Raw genomic sequence first — 24,187 nt, 5'->3', positions numbered from 1 at the left:
AGACAAGCCACGCGAGCATCTGAGTGCCCCACGAAGGAAGACTGATGAATCACTACAAGTCACCATTGCGAGATCTCGAGTTCAATCTGCTTGAAGTGCTGCGCCTGCCCGAGGTTTGCGGCGCCGAGTTCAACGGCTTGGACCAAGCGACGATTCGCGAGTTGCTCTCCGAAGCGGGTCGGCTATGCGAAGGTGCGCTGTCCGCTTCGTTCGCCAGTGCCGATCGCAATCCTCCAGTTTTCGATCCCGCCACACACAGTGTGACGCTGCCTGCTCCGTTCAAGGAATCCGTGCGCGCGCTGCTCGATGGGGGGTGGGACAAGGTCGGCATCGAGGAGGAACTCGGGGGTCTGCCGATGCCCAAGGCTCTCGCCTGGGCGCTGCGGGAAATGCTTGTTGGAGCGAACCCCGCCGCGTTCTTCTATGCGGGTGGCGGCGGTTCTGCCAGCATCGTCTACAAACTCGGGACCGTTGGGCAGAAGAGGTGGGCTGTCATCGCCGCCGAGCGCGGGTGGGGCTCGACCATGGTGCTGACCGAACCGGACGCCGGCTCGGATGTTGGCGCCGGGCGTACGAGAGCTGTTGAACAAGAGGACGGCTCATGGCACATCGAGGGAGTGAAGCGGTTCATCACATCTGCGGACGCAGATGATCTATTCGAGAACATCTTTCATCTGGTGCTGGCTCGCCCTGGGGGCGCTGGACCTGGCACCAAGGGTCTGTCCCTGTTCTTCGTTCCGAAGTTCCTGTTCAACTTCGAGACTGGCGAACTCGGCGAGCGCAATGGCGTTTTCGTTACCAATGTCGAGCACAAGATGGGCATTAGGGCCTCTGCGACGTGTGAGCTGACCTTCGGCCAGCACGACGTCGCGGCCAAGGGCTGGCTGGTTGGCGAGGTACATGAGGGCATCGCGCAGATGTTCGACGTTATCGAGTATGCCCGCATGATGGTCGGCACAAAGGCCATCGCAACCCTGTCGACCGGTTACCTGAACGCCCTGGAGTACGCGAAGTCGCGCGTGCAGGGAGCTGACTTGACCCAGATGGCTAACAAGGCCGCGCCAAGGGTAACCATCACCCACCATCCTGATGTGCGTCGCAGCCTGATGACCCAGAAGGCTTACGCAGAAGGACTGCGCGCGCTGTACATGTACACCGCGACCTACCAGGACGCGGTCATGGCCAAAGCAATGCACGAAATCGACGACGACCTGGCTGTCAAGGTCAACGACCTTCTGCTGCCTATAGTCAAGGGTGTCGGCTCGGAGCAGGCTTACGCCAAGCTCACGGAGAGCCTGCAGACCTTCGGTGGTTCCGGCTTCCTGCAGGACTACCCGATTGAGCAATACATCCGTGACGCCAAGATCGACTCGCTCTACGAGGGCACTACGGCAATCCAGGCGCAGGACTTCTTCTTCCGCAAGATCGTCCGCGACAAGGGTGCGGCACTGGCACATGTTTTCGGTCAGATCGAGAAGTTCATCAACGACGACTCCGGCAATGGTCGCCTCAAAGCCGAGAGAGCGCTGCTGTCGACTGCGCTCGCAGACGTGCAAGCGATGACGGCGACACTGACCGGCTACTTGATGGATGCGCAGGAAGACGTTTCGAGCATTTACAAGGTTGGCCTGGGGTCGGTGCGGTTCCTGATGTGTGTCGGCGACTTGATGCTCGGGTGGTTGCTGCAGCGACACGCAGCTGTGGCGTTGAAGGCGCTGGATGCCGGGTGCAGCGACACTGATCGCACCTATTACGAGGGGAAGATCGCCGTGGCTTCGTTTTTCGCGAAGAACTTCCTGCCGCTGCTCACCAGCACTCGCCAGGTGATCGACACCATGGACAACGACGTCATGGAACTCGACGAAGCAGCGTTCTGATGATGCACTCGCCGCAACCTAAGGTGTGTCTTTCATCAGACGCAAACGCTGACTATCGGAGATGGGACTGCCCCGGGGCTAACGCCAAGCCCGCTGGCGGAGCGGCGATTTCGAAGCAGCTTGCTCAAACTGTTTCGGAACTGTCCTGCCGCTGGCAATTGCCATTGCCGGACCGTCGGCATGGATGGGTCGCCACACAGTGGGGTGAGGCAGACAATGGGTTTGAACAGGATTGAGGTGCCATGGATTTCGTGCTGAGCCCGGAGCAGAACGACTTTCGACAGAGCGTCCGGCAGTTCGTGGAAAAACTGTCGCCGTTGTCAAAGGTCCGACAGGTTGTCGCAACTGCGCCGGGATACGACAGCGACCTCTGGTCTCGCATGAGCCGGGAACTCGGGTTGCCGAGCCTGCTGATCCCGGAAGAGTACGACGGGGCCGGAGCAACGATGATCGAGGTGGCCATCGCAATGGAGGAGCTCGGACGCGGCGTCGTACCGTGCCCGCTGTTCGCGACCGTTGCGTTGGGAGTCGTTCCGATTCTGATCGGGGCGAGTGAAGAGCGGAAGAAGGAACTGCTCCCGGAAATCGCGGCTGGCACTCGTACGGCGACGACCGCCGTCAACGAACCGGGTAACGCCGCCAGCTTCGGTGGCGTGTGCATGCGTGCGATGGAAGACGGCGGAGCGGTCACTCTGACCGGATCCAAGAACCAGGTGATCGATGGGCACGCTGCGGATACGTTGCTCGTGCTTGCACTGCCACCTGGGGACTCCGTTGAACCAGAGTTGTATCTCGTCGACGGCGATGCTGCGGGTCTGACTCGGACCCGCGTCGACACGCTTGACATCACCAGGCCGATGGCCACGCTGGTGTTCGAAGCGGTTAAGGCGGTGCCCTTGTCCGACGCGAACGGTGCTGCAGGCGCACGCCAAGCGTTCGATGTGGCGCGGACCTTGCTTGCGGCGGAGATCGTTGGCGGCATCGAAGGTGCGCTGTCGATGTCGGTCGAGTACGCAAAGATACGCCATCAGTTCAATCGACCCATCGGCTCCTTCCAGTCGATCAAGCATCGATGTGCCGAGATGGCAATCGATTTGGACAGCGCACGGGCGATCACCCTCTACGCGGCCTACCTGGCGGCGGCGGAGGACAGGCCTGAACTCGCTAAAGCGGCTCCGATGGCGCTGGCGACCGCCATTGCCGGATTTGATCTCGCCGCGTCGTCGAATGTGCAGATTCACGGCGGGATCGGGTTCACCTGGGAGCACGACGCGCACTTGTACTACCGGCGTGCGAAAGCCGACAGCGTGCTGCTTGGGTCAATACGTGATCAGTGGCTCGATGTCGCCGACCGCATCGGAATCTAAGTGCTCCCGCACTTGGGTTGACGCCATGACTGAAGAAGGGACAACGACCCGACCATGGATCTAACTTATCCCCCAGCAGCTGAATCGTTTAGGACGCGGGTACGCAGCTTCATCGCCGCCAATGTGCCTGCCGACTTCGCCGGAATCGGGGCGCTGAATCAAACCGAGCGCGAGGAGTTCATCCGCAAGTGGCGGAAGATTCTTGCAGACGAGGGACTACTCGCAGTGTCATGGCCAGAGCAGTATGGCGGCGCCGGTCTGAGTCCGGTCGAGCAGGTCGTCCTGGCTGAGGAGTTCGCACGCGCTGGAGTACCTACGGGAACCGAGAACGACATGTTCGGGATCCAATTGCTCGGCAATACGCTCGTCGTCTGCGGCACCGAGGAGCAGAAGGAGTGGTTCTTGCCGCGAGTTCTGTCCGGTGAGGACCTCTGGTGCCAGGGATTCTCCGAACCCGACGCCGGATCGGATCTTGCCAGTTTGCGGACCAGGGCGGTGCTTGACGACGGTGAGTGGGTGATCAACGGATCGAAGATTTGGACCTCCGCCGGTCATCTCGCAAACTGGATTTTCGTCTTGTGTCGGACGGACGTGGACGCCTCCAAACACAGGGGGATCTCCTTCCTCCTCGTACCGATGAATCAGCCGGGCGTCGAGGTTCGGCCCATCAAGAACATGGTCGGTCAGACGATGTTCAATGAAGTATTCTTCACTGACGCTCGGACCTCGGCGGGCAACATTGTGGGGGAGCTCAACGGCGGATGGTCGGTGGCGATGACCCTGCTCGGTTTCGAGCGCGGAACCAGCGTCACCACCGATGCAATCCGATTTCAAGCCGACGTCACTCGGCTCATTGACCTGGCGCGAGAGCGAGGCAAGACGAGCGACCCGCACATCCGTGAACAACTCGCGTGGTGCTGCAGCCGCGTCGAGATCATGCGCTGTCGTGGCTACCAAGCGTTGTCGCGCTTCTTGAAGGGTGAGTATCCCGGAGCCGAGGCGGCGATGACGAAGATAATCTGGAGTGAGTTCTTCCAACGTGAAACCGAACTTGCAATGGAGATACTCGGGTCGGACGTGCTCACGCCGTCTGGCACGGGAACAAATGGAGCCTTGATAACGGCGGACCTCGGTACGCCGAACGCGTCGCTCGCGTGGGTTGAGTCTGCGCTCGCCGCAAGGGCCGCAACGATTTACGCGGGTAGCTCTCAAGTGCAGCGAAATATTGTTGGGGAGAAACTGCTCGGTTTGCCCAAGGAGCCACGACTTGACTCTGGTCCGTTCCGCACCTTGGTCGGCGCCCGAGAAGGATAGTGAGGGCTGGCTGTACCTGTGCGCGGTTCGACGACGGGTGCTCGCGGCGGGTCCTGGGTTGGGCAGTCGAGGACCACATGCGCACCGATCTGGTGGAGTCCGCACCGTCGATGGCAGTGGCGCTGCGTGGGGCCTTGCCCGCGGTGGGCAAGTACGTGATGTCCGAGGTCCAGACCTTGTCGAGCTCACCGCGGTCGAATCGAGGGTTGACCAGGTCGTTGGGGCGGTGTGCGTCGAGGTCGACCACGGTGGTCACCGGGGTGAACTTCCGCGGGCTGATCCCGGCCAGGCGTTGGCGGCGCATCGAGGCCGCCACCGTCTTGCGGGAGATCACCTCCCCGTCTTCACGCAGATCGGCCAGGATGCGCGGTGCGCCGTACACCTGATCGGAGGCGTCGTGGAAACCCTTGACCTTGACGTCGATCGCCTCACGGCGCTGCTGGGCCGGCGTGGGCCCCGCCGCACGGGCTGTGCGCCACTTGTAGAAGCCCGACCGGGACACCTCCAACAGTCCAGTCATCCGCACGATCGTGAAGTTGGCCTTCTCCGCTTCGATGATCCGGTACATCTCTACCAGTTCTGTTCGGAGGCGAAGAAGGCTGCGTCCTTTTCAAAAACGCACGGTCCAAACGCAATTCGGCGTTCTCTGTGCGCAACCGTTCTCACTCTTTGCGTTCATCATCGTCGAGCACCTCGGGATTATCGGACGCCGAACGTGCTCTGGCGGTGGCGACCCACCGGCCGAGCAATTGATCTCCGACACCGATCTCTGCGGCTACGTCCGCAACGGGCCGACCGGTATCGACAAACCAGGCGCACGGCCTGCTCGCGATACTCCGGGGCGTACTTCTTGCGGTTTCCCGACACGGGAACATCCTCCCCGCAGGACCAGCAGTCCCGCGATCAGATGTCCACCATCAGGGGTCAACCCCAACACCCGGCCAAGGACCCCGCACTGTCACCCCCCGTCCCGAAACCCCACCATGCCAGGGGACTTACCCATCCTGATGTCGTTTCATCGCAACTATCACTACCATCGCGCTAGGCTTGCTCGTGTATCGAGCGGTAGATACCTGGTACTTTCGAACCCTGTACTCACAAGAGCGCTCGAATCGTTCGTCGATGATCGAGTGAGCGTCGAACGTGCTCGCGACAATCGCTGTAGAGAACGCCGGCTGGAAGTGAAGACGCGCTTACCAACTGCCGTCACCACGCTTCGGTCGTGGCCCGCTTCGGCACCGCAAGTGAATACTTGGGGGGAGTTTGCGGGATTCGGTGTAAATGGCCCAACACGCCGAGCGTGAGCTTGGTGGGAAGGGTCCACAGTGACCGAGACGATGAGGGCTGTGTCCTCTGCAGCTGATACTCACGATGATGTGTCCATGGCCAGCTCACCCGCACCGGATGAGCTGGCGACCGCGCGGGAGCTGGTGCGCCTGTTGCAGGCCTGCGGGGTGTCGTTCGCCGATACCGCCGACGGGGTGCTTCGGGCGTTGACCAAGACGGTGGTCGAGACTGCGCTGGAAGAACTGGCCGTTCACCTGGGCTATGACAAGCACGACCCGGCTGGCCGAAACGGTGCCAACTCCCGTAACGGTACGCGCACCAAGACGGTGCTCACTGACACCGTCGGCCAGATCGACATTGTGGTGCCCGGGACCGGGACGGCAGGTTCGAGCCGCAGATCGTTGGTAAGCGTCAGCGGCGGTTGACCCGGGTCGATGAGATCGTGTTGTCGTTGTATGCCAAGGGTATAACCACAGGGGAGATCGCCGCGCACTTCGCCGAGCTCTACGACACTAAAATCTCTCAAGATACGATCAGCCGGATCACCGACAAGATCATCGGTGACATGTCCGACTGGGTGGCCCGGCCGCTGGAGACGATCTACGCCGCAGTAATCGTCGACGCACTGAGCGTGAAAGTCCGCGACGGGCAGGTCGCCAACCGGCCGTTCTACGCCACGATCGGCGTGGACCTAGCCGGCCACAAGGATGTGCTCGGGCTCTGGGCCGGTGACGGGCACGGGGAATCAGCCAAATTCTGGTTCGCGGTGCTGACCGACCTGCGCAACAGGGGCGTCACCGACGTCTTTTCCTGGTCTGTGGCGGACTCAAGGGGCTGCCCGACTCGATAAGCGAGGTGTGGCCGGCCACCATCGTGCAGGCCTGCACCGTGCACCTCATTCGCAATAGCTTCCGTTACCTGCCGCGCCAGACCTGGGACGGGCTCAAACGCGATCTGCGGCCGATCTACACCGCACCGTCGGTTACCGCTGCCGAGGACGCGCTCGAGCACCTCAACGAGCAGTGGGGCGCACGCTATCTGGCGTTGATCCGGATGTGGCGGTCCTGCTGGAACGAGTTCATTCCGTTCTTGGACTATCCCACCGAGATTCGCCGAGTGTTGCGCAGTACCAATGCGATTGAGTCACTCAACGCCCGCTACCGGCGGGCCATTAAGGCACGTGGCCATGTGCCCTCCGAGGCTGCCGCACTCAAATGTCTGTATCTGGTGACCCGATCACTGGATCCGAAAGGCACTGGCCAGCAGCGATGGGCAGTGCGATGGAAGCCCGCTTTGAACGCGCTCGCGGTAACATTCGCCGACAGGATGCACGACCTCAACCGAGGCTAGGAAAACCGCCATTTACACCGAAATTCGGATAGGCCCGACGGTCCCGGCAAGCCAACTCAGATGTCACCTATACGTGCAGCACACCCCGGCATGTCGAGGAAGTGATGCAGATCAGCGACCAACACGTCGCCACACTGTACCGGCGCCAAGCCACGGTGTTCTGGCGTACCGACCGTCGGTGGCTTTGCCTGCCATCATGACCCGTGATGCTGCGATGTACCGCCAAGGTGTTGGCGCTGCTGGGGGTGTCTGAGCCGGCCATCGGCGAAGCGTGCGCGCGGGACTGGTATGCCCACCTGGTCTGGATCGACCGGCGCAAATGCCTGCTGGTGACCCATGCCGGGACCTTGTTCCCGGTGTTCATGCCGAACGTCACCGCCGCGGGGCTGCGCCCGATCGGACCGCCCGTCGTCTCGGCGATCCAGGCCGCGCTGCAAGCCGAAGGGCTGCCCGCCGATACGCTCGGCAATCTTGCCCCCAGCAGGTGGCCGTGGCCAAGACCGCCGACCGCCGCATCCTGGGCACCATCAACGACCTAGCGTTCACCACCGAACACGTCATCGCCACCGCTGGCGGCCTGGCCCGCTGCGACATCGACGCGCTGCACCACGGCCTGCATCGCACCATCAACAGCATCACCGGCTACATCCCACCGATCGACCTGGTCACCGCCAGCCATCATAGCCAGCGGTAAAAGCTGTCAGATGCGGGCAGGTAGACCCTCACACGTATAGCGGCGATCCCTTACTGAGTCGTACCGGCGTCGCGACCCGAGGTCGCTACGCGGTGGCCGAAATGGGCTCTGCGGAGCCGGTGTTGGAACTCATGGAGGCGGGCGGCGGCCGCAGTTCACGGGGTGGGTCAAGCAGTGATCGGCGTAAGTCTTGCAGCAATCGGGTGCCGACCGGTGTCATGGTCAGCCCGCGCCAATCGGCCGAGGCTCGGTCGAGTACCGCCCACTCCAGGCTGATGGCGTAAGTCGATGAATAAGACATCTCTGGCGCAACGCTTTTGGGTAGATCTGTTCGATTGCCGCGATCAGGCCCTTGGCGCCGTCAAAGACGACCAGCAGCGGACAGCCAAGGCCGCGTTCGCGCAGATCGGTCAGGAAATCGGCACACGCCGGTCGAGTCGCCGGTCCCGGGGGTCAACCCAACGAACACCGGCTTGCCCTCGGTAGTGATGCCCCAGGCGGCCAACATCGGCTCGGCCGGTGACCCGGGGTGCATCCGAAAGAAGCTGGCGTCTAAAAACAAGTAGTCCAGCGTGATCTCGTCGAGTCGGCGACGCGCCCACGACTGGTATTCGGCTCGAATCGCCTTGCACACTTCCAGCACCGTGGATTTGGAGATCGCGGCCGGATCACCGAGTGTTTCACCAGGGTGGCCTCCACGTCGCGCACCGACAGCCCGCGCACGAACGAGGCGATCACCAGCGTCTCCAGCGCGTTGGTTTTCGTCACGTGCTTGCTGAACAACCGCGACGCGAACGCTGCGGTCCTGCCGCGCACCTTTGACCGCTCCAACGTGACCGGCCCGGTGATGGTTTTGACCATCACCGGCCGATACCCGTTGCGTGAGCCGTCGTTAGCGTCGGGACAGGCGGCGGTGCGTTGGTAGCGTTCGCGGCCAAGGAACTCGGTGACCTCGGCCTCCAGGGCCGCCTGCATCAAAGCTGGGCGCCCAGGCGGGCGACTTCTTCAAGGATCTCCGGCAGCTCGCGATCCTCGCCAAACAAGGCGTGGATCTCGGTGCGGATACGGTCGATGGGCTGATACTCGAACAGGCACGGGCGCGACTCCTTCTTCACAGACTTGCAGGTCGTGAAGCGGAACCTACGCCCGTCCTCCCTATTTACACCGGATTCCGGACACAACCCCGCTAACGTCCACTGTGGTCATGCCATCTCGTCACGCAGGACGACAGGCAACGGCCGCACCGGGAGAAACTGGGAACTTTCACTTAGCGCCATCAAAGACGCTGCACAGCCGGCGCGCTCGGCCATCGGCTCGCCGGCACGATCGCGGGCCATCGGATCTGAATCTCCACCTAAGCCAGTGGGCTTCCCTGATGAGTCGGTGTTAACATTTTGTTCAACCCCTTGTGTGGCATGATAAATTCCACCAATTCGGCGAAAGGGCTGGTCGCCAACGCACATGACAGTCGCTCACAGTCGCGGTAAAGGAGATCAACGTCGGGAGAGGATTCTCGCGGCGGCCGCGCAGCACATCGCCGACCGCGGATACCACGCGGCGTCGATGGCGGATATCGGCGATTCTGCTGGTGTCGTCGGTCCGGCGATCTATCGTCACTTCGACAGCAAAGCAAGCTTACTGACGGCACTCTTCGAGCAGGTGATCGATTCCCTGCTGCGACGCGCTTCTTTGATTGTGGAGAAAAGTAAAAGCGAGACCGAGGCGCTGACAGCGCTAGTGGCAGACCACGTAGCCCTCGTCTTGGATCAACGCGAGCTTGCCATCGTCTACTACCGTGAACTTCACAATCTCGCTGCGCAGCACCGCAGCCGGTTGCGCCGCAAACAACGTCTGTATCTTGAGGAGTGGGTGCACGTACTGAGTGAGTTGCGTCCCGAACTAGACGAAATCGGCCTACGTGTCGTAGTGCACGGAGCGATCGGCGCCATCCAGTCGACGCTTCAGTACGGTGAAACCGGGATGGCGACCGAGCGCACAACTGCGCTACTGACTCAAATGGGTCACGCTGTACTTGGCGTCGACCCGCTGTAACCGAGACGACGTGCGTCGGCCACTCAGCTACGGGCCGACGGACTTCTGCGATCCATCTGCTTCGAACAATTCTCGGCTCCAGTATTCCAAGACCGCGGTACTATCCCAGTCGTCTGGATGGAAGCCGCGTTGCGTGTAAGAGCGAAAGCGCCGCAGTGCGTCCGCAGTAAAAATCGGGCTACGGGAAAATCGATAGAGGCTGCGCAACAGGCGAATGGGATTGTAGGATGCGCGATCTGCGGCCATTGAAAGGGCCGTATGGGCGAACAACTCGGCGAAAAGGATTACCGAAGCGATGCGCATGCCGCGGATACGCATCTGCTCGGTGCCCCCGATTGTTTGATAGACATCGAAAGCCACCGCCTTATGTTCGGACTCTTCAAACGCATGCCAAAGAAGAATCGATCTCACTTCGCCATTGCCGATGAGTTGGCGGGCGCTTTCGCTAGTGAGGATTATCTCCGCCAGTGTTGCGGTATAATGCTCTAACGCTGAGGTCAGTGACAGTCGCATCGCTGGAGAAAGACGCTTTTCGAGTCGCTCTATCAGCCTGCCTACGTGGCGGTCAATACGCGCGGTGGGATATCCCATGGTCTGAAGGCGCTCGTTCAATAGTCGATGCTGGTATCGGTGCGTCGCTTCTTGGCCCACAAAGCCTTTTACCGCCTCTTGCAGGCTTGCGTCGATCACCGAAGTTCGGAATTGGCGCACTGATCGTATGAAGAAATCTTCTCCCTCCGGAAACGTCGCCGATAGTACGGCTATGAAATGACTCATCACAAGATCGTCGTCTACGAAATGCTGTCGGCGATTCCCTGACGGCATCGCAAACGTCACTCGTCGTGGTGTTGGTAGAACGCGAGTATTCCGAGAAGCTTTGTCTTCAAGCATGTTTCGCTCTGACCTTTCGGGAGGAGGCAGCTCTGTGTGTCCGACCTGACGGCGCGGCACGTTTACAGATATATATTGAAAGTAAATATATCGACAGAAGTGCCCTTTTGCAAGCGTAGTCTTATGTGTGCATGGCGGTGTCGGCTCGGTCTAGAAGTGAGCGGGCGGGTGGCCCAGGATCGACTACATTTTGGGCAAGTCGAGCCACCCAAACTGCAGCCGGTGTGACACTCCTACGGGAATCGGCTTGGCGGTGTCGGCGGCAACTGAATCGTGACCAGAGCGCGCGACAACTGATGAGAATTCAGTTGCTGTTGAGAGGCGGCCCCAGAGGATGAAGTACGAGCATGTGGGTAGAGCAATCAACTCTTCGGCGCCCCCAACTCTTCGCTGACCGTCGCCGCGCATTTTGCGTCTCGCGACGAGACCGGGCTGAGACCAGGGTTTGAACTCGGATCGGCCGACCATGCCCCAGTGAAATCTGCTGTACGCCTCGTATTTTCAATGCACGCGTGAAGTGATGAGTTAGAGTCGACGCTGTTTCTGACGACGCCATCGGCAAGTGCTTACTCGGCCTGCTTGTGCCTAAAAGTGCATCGTTGAAGCTGGCAGAGGCATCGGCAGCGATCTGTTGCCTTCGGAGAGTGCCTCTTGAACAGCTGATCTCATTGACTATGCGGCCTTGGACAATAGCGGTGCAACGGTGGCGGCGGCCGCCAGTGCCTCGCGCGTGACAGGCCGATCATTGATGCACCGCTATCGCGGGGCCAGATAGCGCAGTGCTACCTGCGAGATTCGCCGCCCGGTGGTGTGGGCGTCGGCGGCTGGCAGCACGAGGTGGCTGACGGTGAGCCGGACCAGTACGTCGGCCACTTCATTGACGTCCTCGGGATCGAGCTGGTCGAAGTGCTCGCCGAACCACGCGATTAGCGCGGCCGATGACAACTCAAGCAGTGATGCGGATGTGGGCAACAGCGGAAGGACACCGGTTGCGCTGTCGCGTGTCTCCGTTGTAGTTGTACGGGTCGATGTCAACGCGGCTTTCAGCAGAGGACTGGCCTCAGCTTCCTTGAGCGTGTACTCCACGGCGGCGGTGATTCCACCACCGATATCACCGGTATGCGATGCAAGGACGGCGTGAATTCCTTCCAAGAAGAGCTGACCTTCAGTGACAACCAATGCGTCGCCTAGGCCCTGCTTGTCGGTGAATTCCTTGTACAGAGTTGGGCGAGATACGCCGACGAGCTCGGCAACCTCGCTCATTCGGACTCGCTCCCACCCTTTCTCGATCGTGAGTTCTCGGGCCGCCCGCAACACCTCGTCGCGCATGTGTCGGCGGAATGACATCCGCATGGATTCTGTGGGCATGTGAGCAGGATAAACGCGACGGCGCCGGACGCCGCATCAGAGTGGTTGATCAAGGAGCTAGACGAGGTCGTCGAGGAAATCGAGCACCGCTTCCGAGAAGACAGCGTTGTCATCGCCGGCGATCATATGGCCTGCGCCCGTGACATCGACAGTGCGCGCATGCGGCACGAGGTCGCGGAAATCGTTCACAGTTTCGTCGGATACCACGTCGGACAGCAACCCGCGCACGAGGAGTGTTGGTGCCGTAACACGCTGCGCACCGTCGACCAACAAAGTGCTCATCTTCTCGAATTCCGCTGTCCCGGCTGCCTGGTCGCCTTGGAGAAACTGGAAATTCGATGCCACGAACGCGGGATCCCAACGCCACACCCACCGGCCGTCGCTTCGTTGATGTAGGACTTTTCGAAGTCCGTCGAGGTTGTTCGGTCTCGAGCGGTGCGGGTTGTATGCCGCGATGGCCTCGGCGGCGGATTCCAGGTTGTCGAACCCGTTGGCGTGCGCCGACATGAAGGCGACGACGCGCCGTGCGCCTTTCATCTCCATACGTGGTGTGACGTCCACAAGAATCACGGCGTCCCACAAGTCTGGCGGAGCTAGCAAGTGACTGCCGAGAATGGTGAGGCCGCCAAGGGATGCCCCGATGGCCACGATCGGCCGTCCCAGGTTCGCGTACGACCGTACTGCGATCAGATCGGATCCGAGCCGATTCAGATCGTAACGGCCTGTGGGATCCCAGTCGCTGTCACCGTGCCCGCGTGCGTCATACGCGGCCACCGTGAATCCGCGCGCGCGCAAAAGCAGTGCTGTGACGTCCCAGGCGTGTCGGCTCTGACCGCCGCCGTGGAGTAGCAATACAACCGCGCGAGGTGCGGCACAGCGGTAGAAGTCAACAGCCAGAGTGAGCCCGTCGCTGGTTGGCACGCGCTCAAGCGCAGCGGTCACCCTTCAGCCCTTCCGCTCGCCATTGATCACGAGGTCGGCTTCAGGCCCACGATCGTCACAGTGCCCTGGGCGACACATACTGCGCGACTTTGGTTGGTGATGTCGATCCGAGCAACGCCGCTGGTTCTCCCGAGCGCGACAATCTCGGCGACTGCGACGCACTTGCCGGCGGATACGGGCCGAAGCAGGTTGAGCTTGAACTCTGTTGTCGCAACCCATGAGCCCTCAGGGATGACTGGGTAGAACACGACACCGAGGCAGTGATCAACCATGGCGGACAGGCAGCCGCCGTGCAGGTTGCCGAACGGTGTCTTCAAGTCGTCTCGGGCGTCCATTTCTGCGACCAGTCGGCCGGCGATGAACTCGGTGTGTCGGAAACCGAGGTAGCCCGCGAGTCCGCCGACGGTCACTGTGGAGTCCTTCAACTGTTCGGCGACACGGTCGTTGAATGTGGCGAAGTTCACCGGCATATTCAGCCTTTCAAGACATAGATGCTGATGAGACAGTACGTCAAGGTTGTTCCGTTGCGCGATCGTTATTGCTGGAGGCGATCGCGGGAATTAGCGGCCGTTCGTCGTACCCGCGTAATCCGTCTCCGCTGCGCTCTCGGGGCCCGCTGGCGGCAAGCAGGCTAAGAATAGTGCGAAGAATCCACTCCGAGCCATGATCGATGGATACGCCGGGCGTCAGCTGTGTCCAGAGCTTCGGGACTGTGGATTTATCGGTGTTTCCGGCCTGACACGCTGAGCGAAGCTCGGCGAGGAAGGTGCCGTGATGACGCCACTGGATGTGGCGAAGAAAAAGTCGGGGCCCTCCGCTGCGCAGCAGGCTGCGGTCGAGCTGGTGCGGCTGGCCCAGCAACAGGGGCCATCGCTGACCGGTCCGGACGGACTGCTCAAACAGCTGACCAAAACGGTGCTCGAGATCGCGCTCAATGAGGAGATGACCGAGCACCTGGGCTACGACAAACACGACCCGCCGGAAGCGGGGACGGGCAACATCCGCAACGGCACACGGGCCAAGACGGTGCTGACCGACACCACCGGCGCGGTCGAGCTCGACGTGCCCAGGGACCGGGCAGCGACGTTTGAACCGCAGATCGTCAAGAAACGCCAACGCCGCCTGTCCGGTGTTGATGAGGTCGTATTGTCGCTGTACGCGAAAGGACTTACCACGGGCGAGATTTCGGCGCACTTCGCCGAAATCTACGGTGCCTCGGTATCGAAGGAAACGATCAGCCGGATCACCGACAAGGTGATCGAGGAGATGAATGACTGGTCGGTGCGTCCGTTGGATGAGACCTACGCGGCGATTTTCATCGACGCGATCGTGGTCAAGGTCCGCGACGGCCAGGTCGCCAACCGGCGGTTCTATGCCGCGATCGGGGTCACCCTGGGCGGGGAACGCGACATCCTCGGATTGTGGGCCGGCACCGGCGGGGAGGGATATGGAACGAGCACACGTTCGTTTCCCCGGATTGGTGCTGCTGCCTGAGGTTTTCCGGTCTATTGGCGTGTCGCTGATCTTCAAGGCGTAGGCCCGTGAGTTAAGGTACTGCCTCGAAAACTCTGGCGTGCAGAAGGTGCAGGTGGGCGACGGGCCGCTGCGGGTGATCACGGGCGACGTCGCACCAGTCGTCCAGACGCGAGATCCGCAGCGGTTCCAGGCCGAATGCGTGGACGCGTTCGTCACATCGTGGACCGCGCGGGGGTTCGCCGAATCGACGATCGCCAACGACATTGGCGTGCTGGAGCGGATGCTGGCAGCCCTAGGGCGACCGGCATGGGAGGTGACCGCCGACGACGTCGACCGGGTGGTGGGCGAGCTGGCCAGCTCGGGACGAGCGGTCTCGACGCGACGGAACTATCTGCAGGTCTTCAAGGGTTTTCACCGATTTCTCGAGGTCCGCAAAGCGGTCGAGATCGAGGCGGCGTTCGGGGTGCGACTGGCGTGTCCGCTGGATGAGTTCAACGCCGCCCGACACGTCGGTGACGACTCGCCGAGCACCGATGCCCCGCCGACTCCAGAGCGGGTGGGCGCGTTCTTCGAGTTCCTCAAGGGGCGGATCGCGACCGCCCGTAAGTACGCGCCGGCTGCGCGGGATTACACACTGTTCCGCACGCTGTATCACGCCGGACTGCGGTCGGAAGAAGCGGTGATGCTCGACCGGTCCGACGTGCATTTTGGGCGTGGCACGTTCGGCAAGCTGCACGTGCGGTTCGGCAAGGGCGCCAAGGGGTCCGGGCCTCGACCGCGCTGGGTACCGATGTTGGACGGGCTGGATCTGGTGCTGCGTTGGTATCTGCAGGACGTTCGCGGCCGGCCGGTTCCCGGATAGTCCGGCGCTGCTGTGTGACGAGTCTGGTGGTCGGATGGCCGCGGCCACGATCCGCAATCGGTTGCGGCACTTGATGAGCGTGGAGGGACGGCCCGAAGTCGAGTGGTTCAGCCCGCACGGGATGCGCCGTGCCTGCGCAACCCACAATAATGAACGAGGCGTGGATCTGGTCGCCATCCAACAACTTCTAGGGCACTGGACAGTCGCGTCAACCATGTGGTATGTGCGCCCGCCGGAGACCTTCATCGAAGATGCCTACCAGCGCGCGATCTCAGCGACGCTGAGCGAACTGACCGGACAGGAGTGAGCATGCAGATCAGGTGGAAACTTCGGATGGCCGCCGCTCAGCGTGAGGTGTGGACCGGTGCCCAGCTGCAACGGCTACTGGCGGAGAAGGAGGGATTGGAGCTGTCATCGGCGTCGGTGTCGGCGTTGTTCACCAAGCAGCCCAGCCAGATGAAGTTGGCTACCCTGATCGCATTGTGCACCGCGCTTGAGCGCACGCCCAACGACCTCTTTGACATCGATACCACTCCAGTCGCACAACCAATTTCACCCAAACCGGCCACGGCCGTGGTGAACGACGCGCCAGCGTTGCGGCGTGGCCGGTCGATGCCGCCGATCTGAGAATGACTCGACGGATCCGGGACTGCCGGCGGTGCGGCCGCGCGGTTGGCAAGCCCGGCCGTGATCTGTGTGCTCGATGCCAGTGGGCGGCTGTGCACGTGCCGGTCAAGCATCCCTGCCCGCGCTGCGGCATCGATCAGGTCCGGCAGCCAGATACCTGCCACTGCGTGCTCTGCTCGCGCACCTGCCGGACCTGCGGGGCGCCGGTGCTATTTGTCGACCGCGACCTTTGCAAGGACTGTGTCCGACGCCAGCGGCGGGACGCCGATCGAGCCGAGTGCCCACGATGCCGCAAACGCAGGGTCCTGCGATCCGATACCGGTTGGTGCGGGTCGTGCTCGCATCCGGGCCGGCCACCGAATCCGGACGCCGCCTGCGTCGACTGCGGGCGGGTCACCCGGCTGACCGGTGCCGGGCGGTGCGGGTCCTGTTGGGCGCGCTCACCGCACAGGATCGCGGTACGGGCCGCCAATCTGGCTGCAACACTGGATGATCCACCCGATTGGCTGGGCGACTTCGCCGCCTACCTAGTCGGACGTCATCATCCCAGCCGGGCGTGCGCCGTGCTCAGCCGACTCGGCCAGCACCTGGTCCAGGATTCCCCGGTGCATCCGGAGGCACTGCTGGAAGCTGTCGCCAAGGAGGGGCCGCTCGCGCGGGCTCTGGAAGACTTCCTCACCGCGAGCAAGCTGGTGCTGTGGTCAGACCACGACGAGCGTCGCGCCGCCGCCCGCCGACGGTCCCGCATTGACGCCGTCCCTGAACCGTTGCGGCCGGCGGTGGCCAGGTTCGCCGAGCACATGGTCAGCGGCCGCGATCGCGCCCGCCGCGTCGGCGGTCAACCCCGCGGGCACGCCACCGTCGAGGCCCGACTCACCGCGGTGCGTGATTTCGCCCGATACCTGCTCAACGACCGCGGCAAAGCTGACTGGGCCACCGTCGAGGTCGGTGATATCGAAGCGTTACTGCACGCTCATCCCGGCCGACGTGCCTCCTACCTGACCGGGCTGCGCCAGTTCTGCCGCTACGCACGCCGACGCCGGCTGATGCTCATCGACCCCACTGCAGGGGTAAAAGCACCGCAGACCATGGCATTTCGCGGACCGACTCGTCCCGCCGACCGCCAGCGCGAGCTGTTCTATCGATGGAGCACAGGCCCCGAGGTTCACCCGCACGAGGCATTCGTCGGGCTGGCCGCCCTGCTGCACGGCGCTACCACCCAAGACCTGCAACACCTCACCGACAAGGACATCGATCACGATCGGCACCGCGTCCGACTGGGTCGCCGACGACAGCCGACCCCATTGGATCCTTGGACCTGGACGGCGCTGCAATGCTGTCTAGACCACCGAAAGACGCTCGGCAGCAACAAACTCCCACCTGCTTGTGACCGCGCAGACCAAGGCCACCAGAGCGCCGGCCTCTGACGGCTATGTCAAGAACACCCTGCGCGGGGTCGGCCTTCAACCGCGCATCCTGCGCTCCACCCGCCTGGTCGATCTGGTTGGCACCGTAGATCCCAAACTCGTCGCCGTCGCCGTCGCCGTCGCCGTCGCCGTCGCCTACGGCATGCGCCACGAAGCCGTCATCGCCTACCTGACCGACCACGTTGACACCGCCCGCCTACCAAACCCGTGACAATTCAGGCGGCGCCTCGCACACGTTCGCGCGAACCCGTGCGCTTTCGCGAAGTTTTGGATGAGCGTACTGACCGATCTGCGTAACCGCGGCGTCAAGGACGTGTTCTTCGTGGTCCGTGACGGGCTCAAGGGACTGCCCGAGGCGGTCAGCAACGTGTGGCCACAAGCGACCGTGCAGACCTGCATCATTCATTTGATCCGCAACGTGCGCCGTGAGGCGTCTGTTTTACCGATTGGAGGTGGAAGACCTTCAACGCTGGGCCGTCGTAGCGGCCGGGTGAAGCTGGGGGCAGCCTGACTTGGGAAACGCCGAGGAGGGTGGAAGCGGCCCCGACAAAGCCGGAACGTGCCAGCACTGCCAGATGGTGCGGGTTCGGCGAGCAAGACGAGAAGGTGTACGCGAGGAACCAGCGTGGGACGCCTCGTTAACAGGAACCGGCTCGAATCTGGTGGATATGGGCCGGGCAGCGGTGCGCGTCACCATTGTTGCGGTGGTGGCGTCCGTCCCTACCGAACCCATCGGTAGGGACAGGGCGGGAGGAAAGTCTGCGGCGTACTCCCGTCGACCGCCGGGGTATAGCTGGGCACCGGACTCGTTGAGCGGTAACAGATGAACACGGGAACCGTCTCGGTCCCACCACATTTCCCGCACATCCGGTGCGGGCGGTGGAGGTTGGGTTCGTTGTCGGCCGATCGGGCCGGGACGGGGCGGAGCCGTCGTAGTAGTCAGAGATCGGGAGAGCCGGTCACAGGGCGAAGGGCGGCAGCAAGTCAGGCAGAACGGAATTGTCATGTCAGAAGATGCGCCGGTGAATATCGTTGCGCTGCTGGAGTGTTCCCCTGTGGTGCACCAGCGGGTACTGGGGATTCAAACCAAACTGCACAGTTGGGCAGCGGCCGATCCCGGCCGTTGTTTCGATGATCTGTTCAATCTCGTGGTGGACCCGGCGTTCCTCGTGATGGCGTGGACCCGAGTCCGGGAGAACAAGGGCGCTCAAACTGCTGGCATCGACGGGGCCACCGCGTGGTCGGTCGAAAACAGCGAGCGCGGCGTTGCCGGTTTCCTGACTGAACTGCGGAACTCGCTGAGGGACCGCTCGTTTCGTCCGGTGCCGGTACGGACGGTGGTGATTCCCAAAGCGAACGGTAAACCCCGTCGCCTCGGCATCCCCACGGTTCGCGATCGCGTCGTGCAAGCGGCCCTAAAGCTGGTGCTGGAGCTGATTCTGGAGGCCGATTTCGACCCATCCAGTTACGGTTTCCGCCCGGAACGCAGATGCCAGGATGCTATCGAGGAGATCCGTTTCTATGCCGCGCGCGGCTACGAACAGGTCTTTGAGGGCGATATCGCCGCTTGTTTCGACGAAATCTCGCATCCGGCCCTCGTGGGCCGGTTGAGGATTCGCGTGAGCGACCGACGAATCCTGTTGCTAGTCAAAGCGTTCCTCAAGGCGGGGCTGCTGGACGAGTTGAATGAAGCCTGCGACAGTACTACCGGAACTCCCCAGGGCGGGATATTGTCTCCGCTGCTGGCCAACCTCGCTTTATCAGTCCTCGACGAGCACTTCCGGGATAAGTGGCAGGCCATGGGCAACCAGACCCAGCGTTGGCGTGCCACCCGCCGCGGCGCCGCGACCTACCGGATCATCCGCTACGCAGACGATTTCGTGGTCATGGTGTTCGGCACCCGGCACCAAGCCGAGGAACTTTACGGCGAGATCGAGACCGTACTCGCCACGGTCGGGTTGCGTTTGGCGACCGATAAGACACGAGTCGTCGGAATCGACGAGGGCTTCGACTTCCTCGGGTTCCGCATCCAGCGGCACCGGCAGAGGGGAAGCGACCGGAAACTGATCTACACCTACCCGTCGAAGAAATCGCTGAACACCATTCGACGCAAAGTTACGACAGCAACCGGCAGACAGACCACCAGCCTGCCCGCGAAGAACGCAAGTATTGGGATGAGATCAAGCGTGACATTAGACCGATCTAAACCGCGGTCAACGCGACCGCGGCCCGGACGGCATTCGACGATCTGACCGAGAAATGGGGCCAGCGCTACCCGGCGGTGATCCGGTTGTGGGACAACGCCTGGGCCGAGTTCATCCCGTTCCTGGACTACGACGTGGAGACCCGGCGGGTCATCTGCAGCACCAATGCCATCGAGTCCCTCACCGCCGCGCGATCAAGGCCCGCGGACACTTTCCCTCCGAGCAGGCCGCACTGAAGTGCCTGTATCTGGTGACCCGTTCCCTGGACCCGACCGGGGTGGGCAGGGCACGATGGATGATGCGGTGGAAGCCAGCGCTCCACGCGTTCGCGATCACCTTCGCCGACCGATTCCCGGCAGCAGAAACCTACTGATGAAAACCGCCGGAAACACCGTTAACGAGATAGCCCCTCGGGTCTTGTCGTGGCCGGGTTGATGCTGTAGGTGTCCATGAAGGTGTCGACGAGGCGGACGCAGTCGTTGTGGGTGATGGCGCGGATGCCGGTCAGTCGGGCGAAGACGATGGGACCGACGAGTTGGCACATGGAGAGGTCGAGGTCTAGGTTGCCGAGTTGGTGGCGGCTGTCGGGGCTTTGCAGGATGTTGTCGAAGGGCTGGCGGTATTGCTCGACGACGCGGGCGCGGAGAGTGTGGGCGCTGGGGTGAGGGGTGCCGTCGGTGTCGGTGCTGGGGGTTTCGGTGGTGCCGAGTGCTGCCCAGGCGAGGGTAGTGACTTGCACTGGGGCTTCGGCGATGAGGTCGGCTTGTCGTGACAGCAGTTCGATGAGTCGTTCGCGCGGTGTTCCGCTGGTCGGTTCGGGCGGAATGACTTGCGGCAGTAGGCGTTCGAAGGTCGCTGCGAGTAGCTGGGTGGAGCTGTTGAAGTGGCGGTAGAGGGTGGTGCGGGCGACTTTGGATGCTTTGGTGACCGCGTCGATGGTGACGGCTTCAACGCCGCCGGTCTTGAGCAGGTTGGCGGCGGCATCGAGCAGTCGGTTCCGTGACCGGGTGCGGCGCGGATCGATGTCCTCGTCATAGTCGTCCGGTATCGGCAGGGCCTGATTCTTCACTGTGGCTCCTTTGCTGATCCCGGGTGTGCTTGTCGATAACCTCAGATATGGTACATCGAGTAGCGCAGCGAAACCGAGTGTACAGGGGTGTTGAGCGTGCCGGATCAGCAGAGGTCGTTCTCGCGTGGGCAGCAGTGGACCCTGGTGGTGTCGTGTGCGGCGGTGGCGCTGGTGATCGGTTCGATGGCGGCGCTGTATACCGCGTTGCCGAACATCGCGGTCGATACCGGGGCGATGCAGAGTCAGCTGACGTGGGTGGTCGACGGGTACACCTTGGCGATCGCGTGCCTGGTCTTGCCGGCGGGCGCGGTCGGTGACCGTTATGGCCGGCGGGGCGTGCTGATCGCCGGTTTGGCGGTGTTCGCGGCGGCGTCGGTGGTTCCGTTGGCGTTCGACAGCCCGTGGTGGCTGATCGGTGCGCGGGCGGCGGCCGGGGTGGGTGCGGCGTTGGTGATGCCGTCCACGTTGTCGATCCTCACCGGGGAGTTCGGGGTGACGCAGCGGCGACGTGCGGTGGGCATCTGGGCGGGTGTGGCCGCCTCGGGTGCAGTGGTGGGGGTGCTGATTTCTGGTGTGCTGCTGCAGCTTTGGTCGTGGCGGGCGATTTTCGTCGGACTGGCCGGTGCGGCGGTGCTGCTTCTGGTCGCGGCGCTGCGGGTGCCCACGTCCTGCGAGGGTGCCCATCCTCGTATCGACGTGCTGGGATCGGTAGTGATCGCGCTGGCGATCGGGCTGCTGGTGGTCGCTCTTGTCGAGGCGCCGCATCGCGGCTGGACGGACACCATGGTGATGGCGCTGTTTGGTTGTGCCGCTGGATGTTTGGTGGCGTTCGCGGTGGTGGAGCTGCGGCGCGCGGACCCGCTGCTGGACATGAGGTTGTTTCGCGATCGCGGTTTCGCGGCGGGCACGGTGTCGTTGGTGCTGCATTTCGTGGTGATTTTCGGGGTGTTTTTCCTGCTGGTGCAGTACCTACAGTTGATCAGCGGCTATTCGCCGATCAGGTCGGCGGTGGCGCTGACGCCGTTGATTGTGCCGATCGTGGTGGTCTCGGTGGCGGCACCGCAGTTGGCGGCGCGCTGGGGTTTGCGCGTGATGCTGGCCGGTGGTCTGGGGTTGCTGGCGGTCGGGATGTTTCTGGCGAGCCGGCTCGATGTGCACTCGGGCTATGCGGACATTGTGTGGTCGCTGCTGGCGCTGGGGACCGGGTTGGGGCTGTGCACGGCGCCGTCGACGGCAGCGGTGGTGGACGCCACCCCGGTGCACAAGCATGGGGTGGCCGCGGCGGTCAACGATGCGGCCCGCGAAGTCGGCGCGGCCATCGGGATTGCCATCGCGGGCAGTGTGCTGGCCGCCGGCTACAGCGGTCGGGTCGCCGCGACCGCGGCCGCCCTGCCGCCGCCGCTGCGGGCCGCGTTCGAGGACTCGCTGGCGGCCGCGGCGCAGGCCGCGCATCGTGTCGGGCCGGTGGCTGACGCCGCCGTCGAGCAGGCGAGGTCGGCGTTTGTTCATGGTTGCGCGACAGGGGCTTTCGCGCTTGGGGTGATCAGCGCGGTGTCGGCGGTGCTCGTCGCGGTGTGGGCGCCGGGCCGATCGGCACCCCCACCCGAGGAGCCTGCGCCGGTGGTGCCCGCCCCGGCGAGTTCGGGTGAGCCGGCGGGGGCGGCGTGAGCGACCCGGTAGCCGATGAGGGTGTGCCGCAGCGGCTCCCCGCGCACACCCCGGTGTGCATGGGGTGCGGCCCTGATAATCCGCATGGCCTGCAGTTGACGGCCTACCGCGACGGCCCGGAGGTGTTCGCCGATGTGACCTTCGATGAGCGGCACATCGGTGCGCCCGGCCTGGCCCACGGCGGCGCGATCGCCGCGGCCTGCGATGACGTGCTCGGCTTCACGCTGTGGATCGCCGGCACCCCGGCAGTAACACGCAGCTTGACAGTCGAGTATCTGCAGCCGGTCCCGCTGCACCACCTTCACCGCGTGCGCGCCCGCGTCGTGGATCGCCGCGGCCGCGTGCTGCGCGTGGAGGCCACCGGGGTGGGCCGTGACGGCGTCACCCGGTTCACCGCGGCGGCGGTCTTCATCGCCGTGGACGCGGCTCATTTCGCCGCGCACGGCGACATCGCCGCGTTCAACGAGATGTTCGCCGACCTCGCGCGCCACGCTGTCATCGACGGCGACGGTGGCGCGCGCGATAGTGGGCCGCGATGAGCATGCCCGATGTTCAGATGAGCACCCCTGATGCGCACCTGCGCCCGCCGCCGGTTCGCCCGAGTCCGGTGGCGGTCGGCGGGCGGCGCGAGGAGATCCTCAATGCCGCGCTGGAGATTGCCTCGATGCACGGCTTTGAGGGCGTGCGTATGCGTGCGGTGGCCGCGCGAGCCGGCACGGCCGCGAGCGCGCTGTATCGGCACTATGCGTCCAAAACGCACCTGCTGGTGACGGTGCTGGCCCGCGAAATCGAGCGCCTGGACGCCGAATTCCACTGGAGCGCCGATGAATTGACCTCGCCGCAGCGATGGGCGCGGTTGACGGCGCGGCTGCATCAGCGGTGGCTGGACGAGCCTGCGTTGACCGATGCGATGGTGCGGGCGTTCGTGGTGGCCGATGCCGGCGCGGCCGATGCCGTGCAGTACGCCGTCGGCGTGATCGAGGACATGTTCGCCCGCGCGCTCGGCGGACCCGTGCCCGCGCCGCGGGATCGGCACCTGGCCGGTTTGATCGCCGATATCTGGCTGGCCAACCTCACGGCCGTGATCAGCGGGCGGGTGGCCCCCGCCGATGCGCGGGAGCGCATCGACCGCGCCATCGGCCAGCTGCTGGGGGCATTGGCGCGCACTGACATTCGATAGCGGAACTTGTGGTATCGCTGCGCTACTTTTTGTACCATGAGTGTGCACAACGATGTGCCGAAAGGAGCGGGTCATGCACACTTTGTGGATCACGCAGTGCACCATCCAGCGGGTTTCGTTGCACGAGGGGCTGGTGCTCGATCTTGACGACTACAACGAGCTGGTGATCGCCACCGCGATGGAGTTGACGCTGCCGCCGGTGGGCCCGTATCCCGAAGAGCAGGTGGTGATCGACCCGGACAACATGGCGCCGCAACACCGCGCCCTGCTCGATATGGCCGGCGCCACGTGCACCCATGCCGAATGTGACGACAACGGGGCGCTACATCTGGCCTTGTCGACCGGGCATCGTATCGATGTCACCCCCGATGGCGACCGGGCCTCCTGGGAGCTGTACGGCAAACGGCACGGCTACATGGCCTGCCTGCCGCCCGGGCAGGTCCGCATCGTGCGTCATGACCTGCCGGTCGACGATATCGACGCTGCCGCAAGCTAATTGCCTCGCCGACTCCGCCGCGGGCCGCCACAAATA

Annotated in this window: 18 protein-coding genes and 9 pseudogenes; 20 read left to right on the top strand and 7 right to left on the bottom strand. The window is 63.2% G+C overall.

What is annotated here, in order from left to right; translation table 11 throughout:
* Positions 1-44: 44 nt before the first annotated feature.
* The 4 genes and pseudogenes from ACWW1C_RS20135 to ACWW1C_RS20120 form a co-directional block, all read left to right on the top strand.
* On the top strand, positions 45-1,877 hold the full coding sequence (locus ACWW1C_RS20135) for an acyl-CoA dehydrogenase (protein WP_061010673.1): 1,833 nt from the start codon (positions 45-47) through the stop codon (positions 1,875-1,877).
* 242 nt (positions 1,878-2,119) lie between these two features.
* Positions 2,120-3,244, top strand: a complete 1,125-nt coding sequence (locus ACWW1C_RS20130; protein ID WP_061010674.1) for an acyl-CoA dehydrogenase family protein — start codon at positions 2,120-2,122, stop codon at positions 3,242-3,244.
* A gap of 54 nt (positions 3,245-3,298) precedes the next feature.
* Positions 3,299-4,558 carry an acyl-CoA dehydrogenase family protein gene (locus tag ACWW1C_RS20125; protein ID WP_061010676.1) on the top strand — a complete coding sequence of 420 codons (1,260 nt, stop codon included), beginning with the start codon at positions 3,299-3,301 and terminating at the stop codon, positions 4,556-4,558.
* Positions 4,557-4,698 (top strand): annotated as a pseudogene (locus ACWW1C_RS20120) (IS3 family transposase); the annotation flags it as partial. The gene ACWW1C_RS20125 and the pseudogene ACWW1C_RS20120, both read left to right, overlap by 2 nt.
* A gap of 182 nt (positions 4,699-4,880) precedes the next feature.
* Here the strand turns inward: ACWW1C_RS20120 and ACWW1C_RS20115 are convergent.
* A pseudogene (locus ACWW1C_RS20115) lies at positions 4,881-5,078 on the bottom strand (IS3 family transposase); the annotation flags it as partial.
* An 805-nt stretch (positions 5,079-5,883) separates the two neighbouring features.
* Between ACWW1C_RS20115 and ACWW1C_RS20110 the strand changes: the two are divergent.
* Positions 5,884-7,195: pseudogene (locus ACWW1C_RS20110) on the top strand (IS256 family transposase).
* Between the two features lie 206 nt (positions 7,196-7,401).
* Positions 7,402-7,889, top strand: a pseudogene (locus tag ACWW1C_RS20105) (DUF6933 domain-containing protein).
* Between the two features lie 85 nt (positions 7,890-7,974).
* On the opposite strand, the pseudogene ACWW1C_RS20100 reads toward ACWW1C_RS20105, so the two are convergent.
* A pseudogene (locus ACWW1C_RS20100) lies at positions 7,975-8,984 on the bottom strand (IS256 family transposase).
* A 366-nt stretch (positions 8,985-9,350) separates the two neighbouring features.
* On the opposite strand from ACWW1C_RS20100, the gene ACWW1C_RS20095 reads away from it, so the two are divergent.
* On the top strand, positions 9,351-9,941 hold the full coding sequence (locus tag ACWW1C_RS20095; protein WP_061006417.1) for a TetR/AcrR family transcriptional regulator: 591 nt from the start codon (positions 9,351-9,353) through the stop codon (positions 9,939-9,941).
* Between the two features lie 27 nt (positions 9,942-9,968).
* On the opposite strand, the gene ACWW1C_RS20090 is transcribed toward ACWW1C_RS20095, so the two are convergent.
* From ACWW1C_RS20090 to ACWW1C_RS20075, 4 genes are all read right to left on the bottom strand, one after another.
* Entirely contained in the window at positions 9,969-10,766 is a 798-nt protein-coding gene (locus tag ACWW1C_RS20090) for a metal-dependent hydrolase (protein WP_455984368.1), read from the bottom strand.
* An 822-nt stretch (positions 10,767-11,588) separates the two neighbouring features.
* A complete protein-coding gene (locus tag ACWW1C_RS20085; RefSeq protein ID WP_061003646.1) occupies positions 11,589-12,161 on the bottom strand; it encodes a TetR/AcrR family transcriptional regulator in 573 nt (190 codons plus the stop codon).
* A 96-nt stretch (positions 12,162-12,257) separates the two neighbouring features.
* Positions 12,258-13,142 carry an alpha/beta fold hydrolase gene (locus tag ACWW1C_RS20080; protein WP_061003648.1) on the bottom strand — a complete coding sequence of 295 codons (885 nt, stop codon included), beginning with the start codon at positions 13,140-13,142 and terminating at the stop codon, positions 12,258-12,260.
* 26 nt (positions 13,143-13,168) lie between these two features.
* Positions 13,169-13,606, bottom strand: a complete 438-nt coding sequence (locus ACWW1C_RS20075) for a PaaI family thioesterase (RefSeq protein WP_061003656.1) — start codon at positions 13,604-13,606, stop codon at positions 13,169-13,171.
* 310 nt (positions 13,607-13,916) lie between these two features.
* Here ACWW1C_RS20075 and ACWW1C_RS20070 point away from each other — a divergent pair.
* The 9 genes and pseudogenes from ACWW1C_RS20070 to ACWW1C_RS20030 form a co-directional block, all read left to right on the top strand.
* Positions 13,917-14,588 (top strand): annotated as a pseudogene (locus ACWW1C_RS20070) (IS256 family transposase); the annotation flags it as partial.
* A 127-nt stretch (positions 14,589-14,715) separates the two neighbouring features.
* A complete protein-coding gene (locus tag ACWW1C_RS20065) occupies positions 14,716-15,480 on the top strand; it encodes a tyrosine-type recombinase/integrase (protein ID WP_226519092.1) in 765 nt (254 codons plus the stop codon).
* Between the two features lie 34 nt (positions 15,481-15,514).
* A complete protein-coding gene (locus ACWW1C_RS20060) occupies positions 15,515-15,787 on the top strand; it encodes a tyrosine-type recombinase/integrase (protein WP_234785575.1) in 273 nt (90 codons plus the stop codon).
* A gap of 2 nt (positions 15,788-15,789) precedes the next feature.
* Complete coding sequence (locus ACWW1C_RS20055) at positions 15,790-16,107, top strand: helix-turn-helix domain-containing protein (RefSeq protein ID WP_061003650.1); 318 nt, start codon at positions 15,790-15,792, stop codon at positions 16,105-16,107.
* 563 nt (positions 16,108-16,670) lie between these two features.
* Positions 16,671-17,534 (top strand): hypothetical protein, encoded by an 864-nt coding sequence (locus ACWW1C_RS20050; protein WP_226519091.1) that lies wholly within the window; start codon positions 16,671-16,673, stop codon positions 17,532-17,534.
* Positions 17,494-17,745: a hypothetical protein gene (locus ACWW1C_RS20045; RefSeq protein ID WP_226519090.1), complete on the top strand. Its 252-nt coding sequence runs from the start codon at positions 17,494-17,496 to the stop codon at positions 17,743-17,745. The genes ACWW1C_RS20050 and ACWW1C_RS20045 overlap by 41 nt, the downstream gene beginning before the upstream one ends.
* Positions 17,746-17,793: 48 nt before the next feature.
* Positions 17,794-17,970, top strand: a pseudogene (locus ACWW1C_RS20040) (transposase); the annotation flags it as partial.
* 568 nt (positions 17,971-18,538) lie between these two features.
* Positions 18,539-19,621, top strand: a pseudogene (gene ltrA, locus ACWW1C_RS20035) (group II intron reverse transcriptase/maturase); the annotation flags it as partial.
* A gap of 74 nt (positions 19,622-19,695) precedes the next feature.
* A pseudogene (locus tag ACWW1C_RS20030) lies at positions 19,696-20,111 on the top strand (transposase); the annotation flags it as partial.
* Positions 20,112-20,132: 21 nt separating this feature from the next.
* Here ACWW1C_RS20030 and ACWW1C_RS20025 read toward each other — a convergent pair.
* Positions 20,133-20,807, bottom strand: a complete 675-nt coding sequence (locus ACWW1C_RS20025) for a TetR/AcrR family transcriptional regulator (RefSeq protein ID WP_061003654.1) — start codon at positions 20,805-20,807, stop codon at positions 20,133-20,135.
* A gap of 90 nt (positions 20,808-20,897) precedes the next feature.
* Here ACWW1C_RS20025 and ACWW1C_RS20020 point away from each other — a divergent pair, with 90 nt between their 5' ends.
* From ACWW1C_RS20020 to ACWW1C_RS20005, 4 genes are all read left to right on the top strand, one after another.
* Positions 20,898-22,475 carry an MFS transporter gene (locus ACWW1C_RS20020; RefSeq protein WP_419197410.1) on the top strand — a complete coding sequence of 526 codons (1,578 nt, stop codon included), beginning with the start codon at positions 20,898-20,900 and terminating at the stop codon, positions 22,473-22,475.
* Positions 22,476-22,534: 59 nt separating this feature from the next.
* The gene (locus ACWW1C_RS20015) at positions 22,535-23,014 is read left to right on the top strand and encodes a PaaI family thioesterase (protein ID WP_061001145.1); all 480 of its coding nucleotides are present in this window, start codon (positions 22,535-22,537) and stop codon (positions 23,012-23,014) included.
* Positions 23,011-23,655 (top strand): TetR family transcriptional regulator, encoded by a 645-nt coding sequence (locus ACWW1C_RS20010; protein WP_226519089.1) that lies wholly within the window; start codon positions 23,011-23,013, stop codon positions 23,653-23,655. Before ACWW1C_RS20015 ends, ACWW1C_RS20010 begins: the two co-directional genes overlap by 4 nt.
* Before the next feature lie 73 nt (positions 23,656-23,728).
* Positions 23,729-24,151: a DUF6188 family protein gene (locus ACWW1C_RS20005; protein WP_061001143.1), complete on the top strand. Its 423-nt coding sequence runs from the start codon at positions 23,729-23,731 to the stop codon at positions 24,149-24,151.
* The last annotated feature ends 36 nt before the right edge of the window (positions 24,152-24,187 follow it).

Source organism: Mycobacterium sp. HM-7 (genome assembly GCF_053852335.1).
The sequence above is the reverse complement of the archived record's forward strand: the minus strand, read 5'-3'. Positions and strand labels throughout refer to the sequence as shown.